Origin of the sequence: Vibrio porteresiae DSM 19223 (genome assembly GCF_024347055.1) — a bacterium.
Lineage (GTDB): Bacteria > Pseudomonadota > Gammaproteobacteria > Enterobacterales > Vibrionaceae > Vibrio > Vibrio porteresiae.
The window spans coordinates 1,473,558-1,490,173 of sequence record NZ_AP024896.1 but is presented as its reverse complement, the minus strand read 5'-3'; the positions used below and the strand labels follow the sequence as shown (position 1 = coordinate 1,490,173).

The 16,616-nt window shown below is 45.7% G+C and carries 14 protein-coding genes; 8 read left to right on the top strand and 6 right to left on the bottom strand.

Going from position 1 to position 16,616, the window contains the following annotated elements; translation table 11 throughout:
- Window positions 1-56: 56 nt before the first annotated feature.
- Together OCV11_RS23325 and OCV11_RS23320 are read left to right on the top strand one after the other, a co-directional pair.
- Window positions 57-860 carry a polysaccharide lyase gene (locus tag OCV11_RS23325; protein ID WP_261896842.1) on the top strand — a complete coding sequence of 268 codons (804 nt, stop codon included), beginning with the start codon at window positions 57-59 and terminating at the stop codon, window positions 858-860.
- 114 nt (window positions 861-974) lie between these two features.
- Window positions 975-1,892 (top strand): LysR family transcriptional regulator, encoded by a 918-nt coding sequence (locus OCV11_RS23320; protein ID WP_261896841.1) that lies wholly within the window; start codon window positions 975-977, stop codon window positions 1,890-1,892.
- Window positions 1,893-1,929: 37 nt separating this feature from the next.
- Here OCV11_RS23320 and OCV11_RS23315 read toward each other — a convergent pair whose 3' ends face one another.
- Window positions 1,930-2,829 carry a LysR family transcriptional regulator gene (locus OCV11_RS23315; RefSeq protein ID WP_261896840.1) on the bottom strand — a complete coding sequence of 300 codons (900 nt, stop codon included), beginning with the start codon at window positions 2,827-2,829 and terminating at the stop codon, window positions 1,930-1,932.
- Window positions 2,830-2,967: 138 nt separating this feature from the next.
- On the bottom strand, window positions 2,968-4,731 hold the full coding sequence (locus OCV11_RS23310) for a tannase/feruloyl esterase family alpha/beta hydrolase (RefSeq protein ID WP_261896839.1): 1,764 nt from the start codon (window positions 4,729-4,731) through the stop codon (window positions 2,968-2,970).
- A 140-nt stretch (window positions 4,732-4,871) separates the two neighbouring features.
- Between OCV11_RS23310 and OCV11_RS23305 the strand changes: the two genes are divergently transcribed.
- Window positions 4,872-5,684, top strand: coding sequence for a MerR family transcriptional regulator (locus OCV11_RS23305; protein WP_261896838.1), 813 nt, complete (start codon window positions 4,872-4,874; stop codon window positions 5,682-5,684).
- 9 nt (window positions 5,685-5,693) lie between these two features.
- On the opposite strand, the gene OCV11_RS23300 is transcribed toward OCV11_RS23305, so the two are convergent.
- On the bottom strand, window positions 5,694-6,602 hold the full coding sequence (locus OCV11_RS23300) for a LysR family transcriptional regulator (protein ID WP_261896837.1): 909 nt from the start codon (window positions 6,600-6,602) through the stop codon (window positions 5,694-5,696).
- A 136-nt stretch (window positions 6,603-6,738) separates the two neighbouring features.
- On the opposite strand from OCV11_RS23300, the gene OCV11_RS23295 reads away from it, so the two are divergent.
- Window positions 6,739-8,694: a TonB-dependent receptor domain-containing protein gene (locus OCV11_RS23295; protein ID WP_444546124.1), complete on the top strand. Its 1,956-nt coding sequence runs from the start codon at window positions 6,739-6,741 to the stop codon at window positions 8,692-8,694.
- Between the two features lie 91 nt (window positions 8,695-8,785).
- On the opposite strand, the gene OCV11_RS23290 is transcribed toward OCV11_RS23295, so the two are convergent.
- Window positions 8,786-9,241, bottom strand: coding sequence for a GNAT family N-acetyltransferase (locus tag OCV11_RS23290; RefSeq protein WP_261896836.1), 456 nt, complete (start codon window positions 9,239-9,241; stop codon window positions 8,786-8,788).
- 515 nt (window positions 9,242-9,756) lie between these two features.
- On the opposite strand from OCV11_RS23290, the gene OCV11_RS23285 reads away from it, so the two are divergent.
- The 3 genes from OCV11_RS23285 (at window position 9,757) to OCV11_RS23275 (ending at window position 13,346) form a co-directional block, all read left to right on the top strand.
- Window positions 9,757-10,116 carry a hypothetical protein gene (locus OCV11_RS23285; protein ID WP_261896835.1) on the top strand — a complete coding sequence of 120 codons (360 nt, stop codon included), beginning with the start codon at window positions 9,757-9,759 and terminating at the stop codon, window positions 10,114-10,116.
- 213 nt (window positions 10,117-10,329) lie between these two features.
- The gene (locus tag OCV11_RS23280) at window positions 10,330-12,324 is read left to right on the top strand and encodes a methyl-accepting chemotaxis protein (RefSeq protein WP_261896834.1); all 1,995 of its coding nucleotides are present in this window, start codon (window positions 10,330-10,332) and stop codon (window positions 12,322-12,324) included.
- Between the two features lie 248 nt (window positions 12,325-12,572).
- Entirely contained in the window at window positions 12,573-13,346 is a 774-nt protein-coding gene (locus OCV11_RS23275) for an ABC transporter substrate-binding protein (protein WP_261896833.1), read from the top strand.
- Window positions 13,347-13,487: 141 nt separating this feature from the next.
- Here OCV11_RS23275 and OCV11_RS23270 read toward each other — a convergent pair whose 3' ends face one another.
- Both OCV11_RS23270 and OCV11_RS23265 read right to left on the bottom strand, forming a co-directional pair.
- Window positions 13,488-13,913 (bottom strand): MarR family winged helix-turn-helix transcriptional regulator, encoded by a 426-nt coding sequence (locus OCV11_RS23270; protein WP_261896832.1) that lies wholly within the window; start codon window positions 13,911-13,913, stop codon window positions 13,488-13,490.
- Window positions 13,914-14,057: 144 nt separating this feature from the next.
- Window positions 14,058-14,912: a universal stress protein gene (locus OCV11_RS23265; RefSeq protein WP_261896831.1), complete on the bottom strand. Its 855-nt coding sequence runs from the start codon at window positions 14,910-14,912 to the stop codon at window positions 14,058-14,060.
- A 380-nt stretch (window positions 14,913-15,292) separates the two neighbouring features.
- On the opposite strand from OCV11_RS23265, the gene hpxO reads away from it, so the two are divergent.
- The gene (gene hpxO, locus OCV11_RS23260; protein WP_261896830.1) at window positions 15,293-16,447 is read left to right on the top strand and encodes an FAD-dependent urate hydroxylase HpxO; all 1,155 of its coding nucleotides are present in this window, start codon (window positions 15,293-15,295) and stop codon (window positions 16,445-16,447) included.
- The last annotated feature ends 169 nt before the right edge of the window (window positions 16,448-16,616 follow it).

Here is a 16,616-nt window from a genome sequence, read left to right as displayed (position 1 = left end):
CTCGTGATTGTTGCTTATGATAGCGCCATTATCAGTGCAAAAGGGGAGTGCTCACCGTGACAAAATTGGCCGCCAAGTTGACCTTACTCAGTTGCTTTGTTTTGAGCAGCGCAAGTGTGATGGCGAACTCAGAAGAGTTGTCGCAATGTCCTGCCCGCAATTTCCCAGGCGAAACGAGCACTTCAATTTCGTTTGATCCCAGCCAATGGCCACTCAAAGGTTGGCTCATTCAGTCTCCTAATTCGCGCGCTTTGTATCTCTCCAGCGATCCGACCGATGCGCAAAATTCCGTAGTCCGCTTTGAACTGCGCCAAGGTGAAACGCTCCAGACACGCACCGTCAATCGCCCTAGAGCAGAGCTATACGAGCAGTATCGCGCGCCATTTCATCATCCGATTGAGTATCAATTTCGGGTGTTTTTCCCCGATGAGTGGCAAAACGATGATGTGCGAGCTTTGATTGCTCAATGGCATGCCACGCCGGATTTGCATCTCGATGAAGTGAGTCGTAGCCCCAATTTGGCGCTGGATGTTCATGGTGATCAGCTCTTGATCAAGGTGCAAACCTCCCCAGTGGCGGTGAATCAAGATAACCGTACCGACATGCTGCACGAAGTGCTCTATCGAAGTGATCCTATTAAGAAAAACCAGTGGTATCAGATTAAAGTCGAAGTGAATTGGAGTTGGTCTACGGATGGGTACATTAAAGTCTGGATTCAAGGTCAACAAGTGGTCAACTATGTTGGCCCAACGGCCTATCAAGATTGCTATGGACCTTATTTCAAGATGGGCATCTACCGTCAAGATTCACCCAATACCTTTGTCATGTACGCAGATGATTACCAACGCAAACTGCTTTAAGGCCAATAATCTTCTCCCTAAACGAGATAAACACCTCGTTTAGGGAAAACAAAGGCGCTCGTTGTTGGCTTTTTCGTTACACTAGCACTCGCTTTTGCTGACTCTCTAACAATCATGAATATTCTTAATCGCGATCTGAATTTATTACTGACGTTTCATCTTCTTTATCAAGAACGTAATGCCTCACGAGCAGCGCAATTGCTGAATGTCAGTCAACCTGCATTAAGTCATAAGCTCAATAAACTGCGCCATGAGTGGGGCGATCCACTGTTTGTCAAAACCGCGCGCGGATTGACACCCACGCCCAAAGCTAATCAACTCGCTGAGCAAATTGCACAACTGCTGCCAACTTTAGAGCGTTTTTATGCGTTACACAGCGAGCCGGATTTTTTGCAACGTGAAGATGAAATTCGTATCGCTCTGCCAGAAAGCGTGGAAGTCGATGTTTTACCTCCTCTGTTTCGCCGAGTGCGAGAGCGCGCGCCTAATGTGCGCTTGTTAACCTTGCAAAGTCGCGGTGAAGTGCTGTATGAAAAGCTACGCCAAGGCAGTTGTGATATTGCAGTGTGCCGTGATGTGAATCAGATACAAGAAGGGTATGTGCAGCAAACCTTGGGCGAGGAGCCCTATGTCGCTCTGGTTTCTAGCGCCAATTCACTGGTTAAACCTAGCCTCACTCTAGAGCGCTATCTGGCGTGTGATCATTTGGTCATCACCCCCGATGGTGGCTTACTCAGTGATGTTGACGACGCGTTAAAAGCGCTCAACATGGCGCGTCATTCAGTGATTGGATTAAGTAATAACCAAGCACGAAATCAGATTTTGCTGGAAAACCCGACCACACTGGTCACCACCACCGCAAGACAAGCCAGGTTGGCCTTGGGTCATTATCCTAATCTATTGGAAATACACCCTTTGCCCTTTAACGTACCACCCATTTCGCTCTATTTGGTATGGCATCAACGCACCGATGAAGACCCATTGCGCAGGTGGTTACGTGAACAGCTGTTACTCTGTTTCCAAGCCCGTTAGACGCTATTTCACCGCGCTTTTGCGGTGTTGATGAGTGCTATTCAGAACGGTTCAAAATATCTTCAATCAATTTGGCGATGGTTTCATAGCGAGTCGCCAATGGACGATGGCGTTTTTTCACCAAATAAAGAGGTTCGTTAACGGGTTGTTTGGTGTGGAACTCAACGAGTTGGTCACGCAGAGGGAAAAGCGTGAGAGCACGTTTTGGCAACACGGTACAACCAATCCCGTTGGCAACGGGCAAGAGAATTTGGTGAATTTGGTTGATGTAGCCTCGCGAAGGAATTTGGTCTAAGCGAATATACTGCGATTCTCTGGTGGTCACGTTAGTCACAAACTGCGCAAGATAGTGTTTTAAATCAGGATGATGGATTAGTCCTAATTCGTTAAGCACCTCGTTTAATGAACGATTTTCCATGTGCGCATCACGGGGTAAAATCAACACCAAAGGTTCTGGCGTGAGCGGGCGAGATTCAAATTGAATCGGGTTTGGCTCTTCAACCACGATACCCAGTTCAATGTCGTCAGAGAGAATTTGCGCCAGAATGCGTTGGCTCGGCGCGGCTTCCAAATGAATCGAAAGCTTGGGGTGATCTTTTTGAAATTGCAAAAGCTCTGGATAGATCTGCAGTGCCAGAGTGCCTGAGCAGGCCACTCGACATTCTCCCTGATCAGCCTTGTCATTACTTAGATGATCCAACAGGCGTTTTTCACCTTCAGCTTGTTCCAGCGCGTATTGATATAAAACGCGCCCTTGTGGCGTGGTTTCAAAGCGCTTTTTGTCACGCACTAACAAAGGGTGACCACAGGCTTCTTCAAGCTTTTTGATATGTTGGCTGACACCCGGTTGAGTCATGTTCAACCGTTCAGCGGTTTGCGTAAAATGCCCAGTTTCAATCAAGGTGATGAAGGTGCGCATCCAAATTGGATTTAACATGGTTAATAATTCATATTTATCGAAGTTGAGTATATTTATAATTTTTTGTTTGAATTTGCAAGGGCGAGTTGAAACTCGCCCAATTTTATAACGGGGAAAATAGTAAAGAGACCGTCACATGATGATCTCTTCTCGATGTTATAGCCCAGTTTCTTGCCTTGGTTGGCATTGCAGTTGGTTATTGACTACTTGGCAAGTGAGCTGTTTGCCAGGTTGATAATATTCCTGACCCATCCACGAGTAATCTGCCGTACCTTCTTCCCCTTTAACCGCATGGTAGTTGCTTGCCTGATTTTCATCGCCATTACCGTTGTATTGAGCAACATATGGGAATGGATAGACAGGACGAGAGCGCACGATACTCACATTTTGTGGCTTGATAGGCATTTTCTTACTTTGCGATTTTTGTGGTGCTCCTGCTCCGTCAGCTTGAACCTTGTTCATCTGATTAGCCACAATCGCATTAGGTTTCTGACCTTGTTCAACCCAGCTCATCAGCGGAGTGAGCAGATCAAATGAACTTGGACCATCGCCGCCAAAGCAGTGATACATGCCAGGAATGAGGTAGAAGTTCATGAATTGCTCCATTTGTGCTTCACCCATTTCCGCTTTCACTGCTTCAAAGTAAGCAATACTGTTGATAGGAGAGATATGTTGATCAGACCAACCATGCCACAGAATCAATTTGCCGCCATGTTGTTTGAACGCACGTAGGTTAGGATCAACCGCACTGTATAGACCATACAATGGACGCAGTTGGTCGAAAGTGGCAGAGTCAAAATGCAGATCAGATAAAGTAAAGTGGTCTGGGTTATGAGTAAACAGCACTTTTTGCAGAGCGCCTTCAGCAATCATTTTGCTGAAAATTTGGTTTGAACCATCTTGTGGTACGAAAACACCAATCCATGCTAATTCAGAGCCGGGAAGAGGTGCTCCGAGAGCAAGTGCTTCTCCTGTTTTTGCATCATGTGGGCCCGCATAAATTTTCTTCGCCGCATCGATTTGTGCTTGGCTCAAACACCCTTGGGTTTGGCCTACTTTACACAGGAGAACTTGTGGATTGAAGTGGCATTGACGAGGGTCGCGTAGCAAACCATCGGTTTGACCATCAAGCGCATCACATTGATCGAGCACGGCTTGATGCAAAATAGGCATCTGTTCTGCTCGCAAAATAGGTTGACCGTTCTTGTCGGAGTTTGCCAAGGCTAACCAACCGTGATGCATTGAGTTTTGCACCGAAAAGTTCATCGCAGGCGCACCAGCGATAATACCGTTAAAGTCGGTAGGGAAGCGCTGTGCTTCCATCAGAGCTTCACGTCCGCCGTCTGAACAGCCATTAAAATAGGCAAATTTTTCGGCTTGTCCGTAATAGGCTTTTATCAGTGCTTTTGTTGCAAGAGCGGTGACGTGTACCGAACGATACGCAAAGTCGATACGTTTTTGCGCGATGTCGCCAAAATCACTGGTAGGTCCTTGGTGGCCCATATCGGAGGCTGCCAGTACCATTGACGAATTTTGTACCATAGGGCATTGATCGGCTGCGCCTACGCGTAGGTCAATACGGCCACATAAGCCACCGCAGCCAAGTTGCATGAAGCGTTGTCCCCAATTCTGAGTGGGCATTTGTACGGTAAAACCTATGGTTGGAGCAAGCATGCCGTGCACTTCACATACGGTGGCACCTTGTTGATTGACCACTTGTTTAGCCGATTGGATTTGGCTTCCTTTACCGCCGATAGCCGTCAAATCCACTTGGGTTAACGCTTGGCAATCGGTAATTGGGTTCACCAAAGCTAATGAGCTTGGATGGGATTCTACTGGGGCTGATTTTGCAATTAGGTCACTGCAGCCTGCTAATAAAGCGATAGAACAGGAGAGCAGGACTAGAATCGATCTCTTCATTACGATGTCTCTCGTTTATAACATTGCTACCCAACTACTGGGTTTGCATGAAAATGGGTTTGCATAAAAGAACAGATGCATAGCGTAAAGGTTAGAGATACTCTAAGGTAAAGCGGTTTTTGCGATAGGATAGTTTGAGCGTGGCCAATCACTTCACCATTAAAGAGTTTGAGAAGATTACTGGGATTTCATCGCATACGTTGCGTTTTTTCGACAAGATTGATCTCCTAGTCCCGATTCGTAGCGAGAATGGCTATCGACAGTATTCTCTAGCGCAAGTGGCGCAGGCACAGGTGATCATCTTGTTGCAAAAGGCACGTTTTACCAATGCCGAAATTGCGGTGATGTTGCAAGAACATCTCTCGGAAAATACGGTCGCTAAGCTTAAAGTGAATCGCGCGGCACTGCGCAAAGAGATTACTCAGCTCAATCGTGTTTATGATCGCTTGGGTGAAAGCATTGTTCGTTTAGAGGAGCTAGCGCAGGTGCGTAACAATCTCAATCAGCCATTTTGCGAATTACGTGAGGTGGTTAAGGTTGGGCTAGTTGAGCAATCAGAAGGGAATATTGTTGACCTATTTAGCACCATTCACCACAAAGTCGGCGATTACTCTTGGTCACATCTCAACATTCATGGTTTACGAGTGCCAACAGCGCAAGTTCAGCAAACGGACTATCCGGTGGTGGCGATGTACGCCTGTCAGCCCAAATTGCAACTGATGCACCCTTATGAGATTGACGCGGGAAGGTATTTGTCGATGTACTGTGCGGGCAGTATGGAGAGTAACCCGCAAGTGGCATATCTTATTGAATTAGCGCGCCAATGGAACTATGAGATTGGTGAGTATGTGTATATTCAGCAGGTGAGCGGTCCAACCATGGAACGTGATAAGCAGGATTTTTTAGTCAAAATCCTGCTGCCTATCGATGGGGATAACTCAGCACTGGAATAACAACGTTGTTCAGGAAAGACGCTGATTCCAATGCTTTGGACGTGTTTCTCGCATCCGGTTGACGAGTGTGTGCGCTTTCACTTGTTGTTTATCGCGCGGGGTGTAGCAGATGATGGGGCGTGGATCGCTATGCCAGTCGGGTAGGCAAGCCACCAGTTTGCCATGATGCATCTCATTAAACTTATGATAAACCCCCACAGGAAGCAGTCCTATGCCTCGTCCAGAGGTGATGCTATCTAACTGTAAGGTGATATTGTCACTGTGAAAGCGGCTCGGAAAGCGTTCCACCTGAAAGGTTTCGCCCTGTGAATTAGAAAGCTCAATGTTTTCCAGTTCTGCCGCCGCATAGTGTAACCATTGGTGTTGGTGAATATCGTTAGGGTGAGTGAGAGCACCGTTTTTGTCTAAGTAGCCTTGAGAAGCAAACACGGAATAACACCAATAACCAATGGTGTCTTGGCGCCAGTTTAGTTCTGGAAGATCGCCAAGCCAGATGATCAAATCGGGTTCGAGTTGTTGGTAAGCCGCTTGATATTGGCTAACGATGTTAATACTCAGGTTAGGGTTTTCATCTAAATAGCGATTAATCAATTTGTTAAACCATCCCCGAACTAGGTTGGTATGAACCACAATGGTTAACTCGCCACTGATTTCATTGCTCACTTTCTGCATCGCATCAATGCTTTCCTCAGTTAAGGCTAACATTTTTTTACAATACTGATGGAAGACTTCACCTGCCTGAGTAATCGCCAGACGATTACCTTTACGAATCATCAGTGATTGACCCACTTCATTCTCTAAAGAGACCAAACGACGGCTAATCGTGGACTTTGGCTGCTTTAAATGTTTGGCCGCCGCCGTCAGGCTTTTCTTCTCACAGAGTGCATAAAAAGCCTTTATGGACGCTAAATCTTGCACTTGTTTCCCCTTGTTAAATCCACTGTGTTCCAGCGATGGAACACAGTTTCCATGAAATGAACCCTATGCAGGACATTGTAAATCTAGATAATTTTAATGCAACTAATAACTATTATCATTTAAGGGAAAGAAAATTATGTTTGCTTCTTCCAAGCCCGTTCTTTCAGCAGTGGCTCTAGCGGTTCTGGGTGCGATGCCAAGTGCTTACGCACAAGATTCAACGAGTAGTGATGACACCACAGAAACCATGGTCGTGACTGCGGCGGGTTATGACCAAAAGGTGCAAAACGCGTCGGCTAGCGTGACGGTAATTACTCGTGAAGAGCTGGAATCTCGTTACTATCGTGACATCGCCGATGCATTGTCTAGTGTTCCGGGCGTTGTGGTGACTGGCGGTGGTGATGCGAAAGATATCTCTATTCGCGGCATGGGCTCTGCTTACACGCTGATACTGGTCGATGGTAAACGAGTGTCAACTCGTCAAACTCGTCCTAACAGTGATGGCCCAGGCGTTGAAGATGGCTGGCTACCACCGCTGGAAGCGATTGAACGTATCGAAGTCATTAAAGGCCCAATGTCGACACTCTATGGTTCTGACGCGATTGGTGGTGTGATCAACGTGATTACAAGTAAGAGTCACCAACATTGGACGGGTAAGATCTCATTGAGCACTGTTTTGCAAGAAGATCGTGACTCTGGCGATGAGCAAAATGGCAATTTCTTTGTAACGGGCCCTTTGACTGACTCTCTTTCTCTACAAGTTTATGGCCAAAACCAACACCGTGATGAAGATAATATTATCAACGGCTACGCTGAAAATGACATGCGCAGTATTAATACTAAGCTGACTTATCAACTGAGTGATAATCATCAATTTAGTTTGGATGCCGGTATCAACGAGCAAGATAGCCGTTCCAATGCTGATAAATCTTATGAATCTACCAGCGCTTATGCGTTGTCATCCGATTACACCGAAGCAAAATATAGCCGTAAGACCGCTGCGCTTTCTCACCAAGGAACGTGGGGAGACAATGCGAAGGAAAACTCATACGTACAGTATGAGCGCTCTTACAGCTATTCGCGTGATATCACATTAAATAACACCGAATACAAAACTACTGTCGTCATGCCGTTTGCAACCAATACCCTCTCCATGGGTGTGCAAGCTCAACATGAGAGTATGGATGATACGACAACCAATACCGGCGGGACGATTACCCATTTGTCCAATACCGACTTTGCGTTGTTTGTTGAAGACGAATGGCGCGTACTGGATCCTCTGGCGTTAACTGGCGGTATTCGTTACCAACATGACCAACGTTACGGTTCTCACTTTAGCCCACGTGTTTACTCGGTGTGGAATATCGATGATGCATGGACATTAAAAGGTGGCGTTTCTACCGGTTTCCGTGCGCCAGATCTTCGTCAATCTAGTCCGGGTTGGGTACAGGCAAGTCGTGGTGGTAACCGCTATGGTACAGCGGACTTGAAACCTGAAAAATCGGTAACTGAAGAGATTAATCTGGCTTATCGTAGTGAGCAGGGGCTACATGCAGAGTTGGGTCTGTTTAATAACGATTTTAAAGACATGATCACCACCACAAGTTGTACGGCATCGACCTGTGATACCTTGACCAACTCTTGGGGTAATACCAACAAACGTAACGTGAACGTTGATAAAGCCGTGACTCGTGGCGTTGAAGCGTCATTTGATACGCCAGTGACTGACACGATCGATTTTAAAACCAGTTACACCTATACCTACTCTCGCCAGAAAACCGGTGATAACAAAGGTAATCCTCTAGAAAACTTACCTAAACACTTAGTTTCTTCAGATGTGACTTGGCGTGCGACCGAGAAACTGGACAGCTGGTTGAAATACACCTACCACGGTGTAGAACGTGCTGATAGCGGCGCTACTCCAGTGCCTTCTTATACCTTCTTTGATGCAGGTATCACTTATCAATTGGCTGATAACGTGAAAGTGAAGGGTGCTGTGTACAACCTATTTGACAAAACCGTGGACTACGACACCTATGGCTACACCGAAGATGGTCGTCGCTACTGGTTAGGTATGGATGTTGCCTTTTAATTAACTTTAGCTTGAGTATTGTTTTATTTAAGATTCACATCTTTTGGGCCAAGGTCTTCCTTGGCCCTTTTTTGTTGTATTGAGTGAGAGCTTAGGCCACCGCAGAACTGAAGCAGAGAAGCTCACTATTGGGTTGGTAATTGAGTTTGGAGCAAAGCTCATGGACACCAGCGCAACGACACTTATCGGACATCAGTACGATACGCTGCGCATGAACATCGGCAGCATGATCTTTAATACGCTGTAACAGCGCAGTCGCCACTCCTTGTCGTCTCGCTTTCGGGCTCACAAAAAGGTCACTTAATAAAAGTATACGCCCGGCAGTAATTGACGAGTAAGTGGGGTAAAGCTGAACAAAACCGAGTGGTTCTTTAGTTGGGGTTGTTGCGACAAAAAGGATGGATTCTTGTTTCATTAAACGAGCAGTAAGATATTGCTCTGCTTGGGAAAGATCACTTTCCTGTTGGTGAAAAACGCGATATTCATTAAACAATGGGGCGATAGATTTCGCTTGCGAGGGAACCACTTGAATGACAGAAAAAGTCATAAAATACCTATACTCCTTTTCGGTATGCACAATGAAAATAAAGCGCTAAAAGCACACATGTTGACTTGAAAGATAAAGTAAAGACCAAAAAAAGCTGTTGATCCACTTTCCAATTTATTCACGCTTTGGTTTGAATTCTGTATTGATGAATGCCTCATAATAAAAAATTCAAAAATTAGATAGGTAGTTATAATTATTTGATTAAAAGGAATTTGTTTAATCACGTTTAGTTATAAATTGTGTTTATTAGCGATGCAAGAAATATTTGACCATTTAGTTAGCTGAGCCATAAATCTCGCTATCATGGTAACGAGATTATCACAAATGAAACAAGGTGCATATTGTTCGTATGCGTTTTATTCCCCCTTGTTTTGAGCATTTGTCTGTTGAACATACGTGTTTTGGATAGGATTGTGCGGTGCTAACAAGGGGCAACGCTGGGCATGGTCACACAGTGAGGTTTTGGGTATAGTGCGCGCTGAGATAAGAAAGGGATTAATAAAGAGGTTTACCCAGTGAAATTTGCCAAATGGTTCCAGTTTGTTGTGTTAGTTAATGTGGTTGGTTTGGCGCTCTTGTATGCCGAAGAACAATGGCTCGACGTATTTCAGTTGGTACATTGGGTTGATTATGCGTTCTTTTTACTGGTGACGTTTTGGTGTGTTGCTGGCCTTATGACAATGACCCGCGTTAGCGATCAAGGTAAGAAAGGCAAAATCAATTGGCTGCGCCGCGATGAAGTGATGGCGGCAAAAAAGACCGCTATAGAAAAGGGTAAGCAAGATTCCAGCTGGTATAAAAAACCAGAATGGACGCTGTTTTTTGCCGGCTTACCCAGTGCTTTTTTTGTATTAATCTATCACTTTCTTTTTTAATCATTTTTCTGTAACCACAGAGTCATAGTTCTCTGGCAATCTGCACTAGTTATTCCTTCCTACGGATACTGATTGGCGAAAAAGTAGCCATCACGTACACATAACCTTCATAACCGGATGGTATACAGGTGACATACATTGTTGCAGCGAGTTGTGCGCATTATCGCATTCGCTGCAGCACTATGCTCCTTAGTTCAGAGGTTTATGATGTATTTGTCTCTTATACACCGGGTGATTGCAGGTTTTGCTGTAGTGATCCTTTTGGTTTTAGGCATTAGTGTTTCTGCTTATGTTTCCCAAGTAAAAATGGCTGATCAGTTAAAGCTCACTTCCTCGACATTGACGGAGTTGCTTGACGGGTCGAACACCTTGTTACTGGATTTGGAAAACATCAATCGCATTACGCTGTTCCACGCGAATGAAAACGATCAGGCGCAGCGCCAAAAACTGGCAGCGGAATTTCGTGAAGCCGTCAGTCACTACCAGACGAACCGTGACAAACTGGCACAGCGTTTACAAAATTACCCAGAGCTTAATCAGCAGTTAACTAAGGTTGACGAAGAGGCGAGTGCATTGATTCACGGCGCTGAGCAACATTTGCAAATTCAGGATCAACGTATTGCGGCTAAGAACGCTTCTACTGTAGAACTGATGCAATTTGAAGCAGGATGGAAAAATCTTGAGCAAGATTTAACGGCGCTGAACTCTGAAGCAGAATGGAACAATCTGGAGCTGGTGGTAATTGATTTAGATATCGCTGAAGCAAAAGGAAAGAGTGTCGAAAACTTGCTGCAAAAAGCATTACTCGTTGAAAACGATCAAGACATCCAATCTCTGACTAAGCAGGTGAAAGAGCATCTGGCACTGTTTAGCGAAAAGCTCACTTCGGTCATCAAAGAGATGCCAGACAGTAAAAAAACGCTGCAGCCTTATATTGATTTGCTTACTCGCACAGTGGTTGCTCCTGAAGGATTGATGAGCCAGCATCTGCAATCGCTGGCTTTACAGAGACAAAGTAGCGCCAAATTGGCCATCTTAGGTCAACAAGTGGATCGAATTATTGATGATGCAGGAGAGATCACCACTCAAGTACGTCACTTGTCCGATGCAGCACGCGCTGAAGCCGAGCAACAAGCTTCCTACTCAATGATCACCAATGTTGTGCTCTCTTTGGTGTCGATCATTGTGGCCGTCGTTGTTGCAGGCACGGTGGTTTACGCCATTAAGCGTCCACTTAACGTGATTACGAAAGCGTTAAGCGAGCTGGCGAATGGCAATTTGGCATGGACCATTAAAGAAGAGTTTCGCTCAGAAATGGGCATAGTGGTGCGTGATATTAACCAACTGGGTAAGCAGCTTCACCATCTTATTGGTAGTGTGAAACAGTCAGCGAATACCCTGACTCAAGTGGCTGGCGACAGTTATGCGATGAGTGATAAAACCCATCGTGATTTGGCATTGCAGCGCAAGCAGACGGACTCTATCGCCACCGCGATTACGGAGATGGAAGTGGCCGTCGATGAAGTCGCTCATCATGCGAGCGATGCCAGCAATGAGGTGGAAAAAGTCACCGATTCAGCCAACACCAATATTGCTAACATGCAAAATAACTTGGAATTTATTGGTTCGCTTAAAACCTCTTTAGAGAGCGCATCGGAACTGATTCTTAAACTATCCGGTGAAACGCAAGAGATAGGGCATTTTATTGAAGTGATCCAAACCATCTCTGAGCAAACCAACCTGCTGGCATTGAATGCGGCCATTGAAGCCGCGCGTGCAGGGGAAAACGGTCGTGGATTTGCGGTGGTGGCTGATGAGGTGCGCTCACTTGCCACTCATTCTCGTCGTTCGGCGGATGAAATTAGTCAGAAAATCGATGGCCTGCAAAAAATGGCACAGCAGGCGGTGGGGATCATGGAGAGCAATTTGTCCAACGCAGATCAGTCGGTGACACAAACCGAAGAAACCCATGCGTCACTGCGCGCCATGATTGCTCGTCTAGGGACGATTAATGAAATGAGTCGGTCAATTGCCACAGCGTGTGAGCAGCAAAGCGTGGTTGCCAAAGAAGTGGCCGTTAACATCGTTACCATTTCCGATATGGCTTCCAACATTGCCACGGACTCGGAAACCTTGGCCAACAACAGTGAATCACTCAATACCTTGGCGACGGAGCAGAGCCAACTGGTGGCGAAATTCACGCTGTAACAGCCATCTCTCATGTTTCACGGTAAGACCAGCCAGCGGCTGGTCTTTTTTTTGCTCGTGTTTTTTGCTGATGCTTTTTTGAATACAATCTCATGTCAATTTCCCATTAATGAATAATAAGTCAAAAATATTACTTGATTATTCATTTTGATTATTGTAAAAATAGCACCACGCACTTAGGGTGCAACCAAATAACATTTGCAAATACAGCGCAGTACAACAATAAACAACTAAAAATAAGAGCCAGTATGAAGAAGACTATCATTGCCGTATTACTAACAGGAATCGCACTATCAACGTCAAGCTTTGCAGCTAATAAAGTGCGTCTAGGGGTTGAACCAGGCTATGCTCCATTCGAATTCAAAAAGTCAGACGGTTCACTGGCTGGATTCGATATCGACTTAGGTAAAGAGATCTGCCAACGTATTCAAGCAGACTGTACTTGGGTTGAAAGTGATTTTGATGGCCTTATCCCAGCGTTAAAAGCGAAGAAAATTGATGCGATTTTGTCGTCTATGTCGATCACGCCAGCGCGTGAAAAACAGATCGATTTCTCAGACAAATTGTATGGCACACCTGCACGTCTTGTGACTGCAAATTCAGTGACACTGCAACCAACACCTGAGTCTTTAAAGGGTAAACGTGTGGGTGTATTCCAAGGCACGACTGCAGAAACCTACGCCAAAGAGCAGTGGGTGAAGAAAGGTGTTGATGTTGTTACTTACCAAAGCCAAGACATCGTCTATGCCGATATGGTCAATGGCCGTTTGGATGCTGCATTCCAAGATGCTGTTGCAGCAAATGATGGTTTCTTAAAACGCCCTGTTGGTAAAGGCTTCCACTTCAGTGGCCCTGAAGTGAATGATGCAAAATACTTTGGCGTTGGCGCAGGTATCGGTATTCGTAAGGCCGATGTTGAGCTGAAAAACAGCATCAACAAAGCGCTAGCAGAGATGCACGCTGATGGCACTTACGACAAGATTGCGAAACAATACTTCGATTTCGACATATACGGTAAATAAGGCTAATCATGCCAATGGAGAGTTTCCTAGTTAATATCTCCTGACCTGATTAACATTACTGTTTCCCGACAGCTTACCGTATGTTTCCCAAAGCAGCGCAAATGCGCTGCTTTTTTTTCATCTCAACTATGTTCACCGCTCTTAGTGGCTAAGATTATTTTCCATCACTTGAATCCAGCTTAGCATTTGTTGCTGCTGTTCGGGGGCAATTCCTTGGGTCATTTTTTCTGAGATTTTTTGGCGGATGGCGCGGATCTCTTCATAGCATTCTTGGCCTTCCGCGGTCAAAGTAAGGAGTAGCTGGCGTTTGTCGGCGGGATTGGGTTCACGGTCTAAATAGCCGATGGCAATGAGGTCGTTAACCAAGCGAGTGATTTGCGCCTTGTCTTTCTTGGTGGTGACCACCACATCGTGTGCAGTACACGGTGTTTTCTCTGCGACGCGAAACAGCACTAAGCTCTGATAGAAAGTGAGGGTTATCCCTCTTTTAATCAGATCTTTAGAGATGTTCTCTCTGATACTTTGGGTTAAATGGGCAATTTGTTGTTCTAAGCTATTACGATTCATAGGAATGGTGCAGGCAGCAATTTAGTATTATGGTTGACTATATCAACCAATCAGTTGCTATGTCCTAATAAAGATCAAAAAAATGGCAATTACCTCGCTTAACCTCACTGAGTAGCGATAGTGCTGTATTGCTACTAGGGAGTATCAACGCAAGACCAACACCGACGCATCCGTGTGATTCAAAATGGTATTGGTGTGACTACCAAACACCCAGTTGTGCAATTTTGAATGACTATAAGCTCCCATCACCAATAGTGGAATATGTTGCTGGGTTTGAAATTCTGCAATCGCTTCGGCAATCGAGCCACGCAGTAGCGTCGTGGTCACTTCAAATCCTGTTTGGTGCAGCCTTTCTTGAGCACGAATCAGAGCATGATGGGTATACGGGGTTTCATTGACCATGACCAAATGGCATGGAAGGCTTGCCAACATCGGCGAACTAACCACTTTTTCGAGTATCTCTTCGGCATGAACCGAACCATCAAAGGCCAGCATAAAACGGTCTGGAACTTGTTGATAGGAGTGCGGGGCAATTAAGATGTTGCCAGCAAATGTGCGTAGCAATGGCTCGATGTGATGGCCTAACGTCGACTGTTCCAGTTGAAAAGAGTGCCCAGTCTTGCCGACAACGAGGGTGCGAATTTCCAGTTCATGGGCATTTAATGTCTCGATAAGATGCCCATGATACTGCTCTTGATAGATGTGACTTGCCGTATGCTCTTGTAACTCTTGTTGTAGTTCGTTGAGAAGGTGTTGACTCTGTTCGACTTGATGATGAGAACGCAATAAGGCCGAGCTACACCACGAATCGATCATCTCCTCATGGCCGCCTAAACCGGCGTAACAGGCAAAATCCGTATCGAGGCAGATATCTTCATCATCCACCACATGCACCAGCTTTAATGGTGCTTGCAACCGTTCGGCAGCCCACGCCGCAAGATGAGTTACTGGCAGTGAACCGTTGCGAGTTTCTATACAAGCAGTGACATATCTTCTCATCGTCGCATCCTTACGCATGACCGATCGCCTTGCTATAACCATAGTCTTCATTAGCGTTTAGTGAAAGCGGCGTAACGATTGATGCAAAGATTGGGCTTGATGAAACGGTTGCACCGTAATTACTCATTTCCTGTTATCGTGCACAATTTTAGTTCGACAGGGATGACATGTTCGATTTTATAGCGTGATTTCTTTAGCGTTTGTTATTAGTTATCTATCTGAAAAATAATATTATTTAAAAGGTAAACGTTTGCTTTTTTGGGCGAGGAAAATTGGCATGGGATATGCCTAGATTGTATACAATATCCAACGAGAACAAGTGTGGATGGATTGTTTGCTAAACCATCAGCGCTTTTCTCAGCAGAAAAAGGAAACAACAGATGAAAGGAATCGTCATTGGGGCTGGAATGGGGGGCATGTCTGCTGCTGCCGCCTTGCGTAAACAAGGGATTGATTGTGAAGTCTTTGAAGCTGTAAAAGAGAATAAGCCTGTGGGTGCCGCCATTTCGGTTTGGTCTAACGGAGTGAAATGCATGAACTACCTCGGTATGGGGGAGATCATGGATAAACTTGGCGGCCCAATGCATCACATGGCTTATATCGAAGGGTTGACCAATCAGGTGATGACCCAATTTAGTTTACAGCCGCTGATTGAAGCGGTCGGGGAGCGCCCTTGCCCTGTTTCTCGCGCGGATCTGCAAGCGAGTATGATCGATTGGTGGGGCAGAGAGACTGTCCATTTCGGCAAAGTGATTGAAAAGGTTGAACAAGATAATTTTGGTATCACCGCATTTTTCACGGATGGTTCAACTGAGCACGCCGATTTTTTGATTGCCGCAGATGGCACGCACTCTGTGATTCGCCCTTATGTGCTGGGGTATCAGCCAGAACGCCGCTACGCAGGGTATGTGAACTGGAATGGCTTAGTTGATATCGACACTGAGATTGCCCCTGATAACCAATGGACAACGTTTGTTGGTGAGGGCAAACGTGTCTCTTTGATGCCCATTGCTGGCGGCCAATTTTACTACTTCTTTGATGTGCCTTTAGCCAAAGGTTTGGCAGAAGATCGTAGCACTGCGAAAGCGGATTTGGCGCGTTACTTTGCTGGCTGGTGTGAACCGGTGCAAAAACTGATTGCTGCCATTGATGACAGTAAGATCAATCGAATTGAAGTTCATGATATTGAACCGTTTCCTACCTTAGTAAAAGGTCGCGTTGCTCTACTTGGCGATGCAGGACACAGCACCACACCCGATATCGGTCAAGGTGGATGCGCCGCCTTTGAAGATGCGGTTGTGCTCTCTAATGTATTGCAACATTACGACGATGTTGAGCAAGCTTTGTCTGAGTATCAACGCTTGCGCGCAGAGCGAGTCAAAGATTTGGTACTCAAGGCACGCAAACGTTGCGATGTCACCCATGGCAAACAGATGATCAAAACCGAGCAGTGGTATAACGAGCTCAAGCAAGAGAGTGGCGAACACATCATCGAAGGGTTGAAAGTGACGATCGCGGGTGGACCTCTCGGCTAAGTGAAGAGTAAGCCTAACCACGAATACAGATAACAATGTTAGATTGGCAGCCAAAAGCACCTGATGTTCAGGTGCTTTTTTATTGGTGACATCGCGGGGCAGACGTTCCCGGCTGGCGGCAAATACTCGGGGCTTGACCAATGACAATATTCTGTCAAATAGCGGTAAA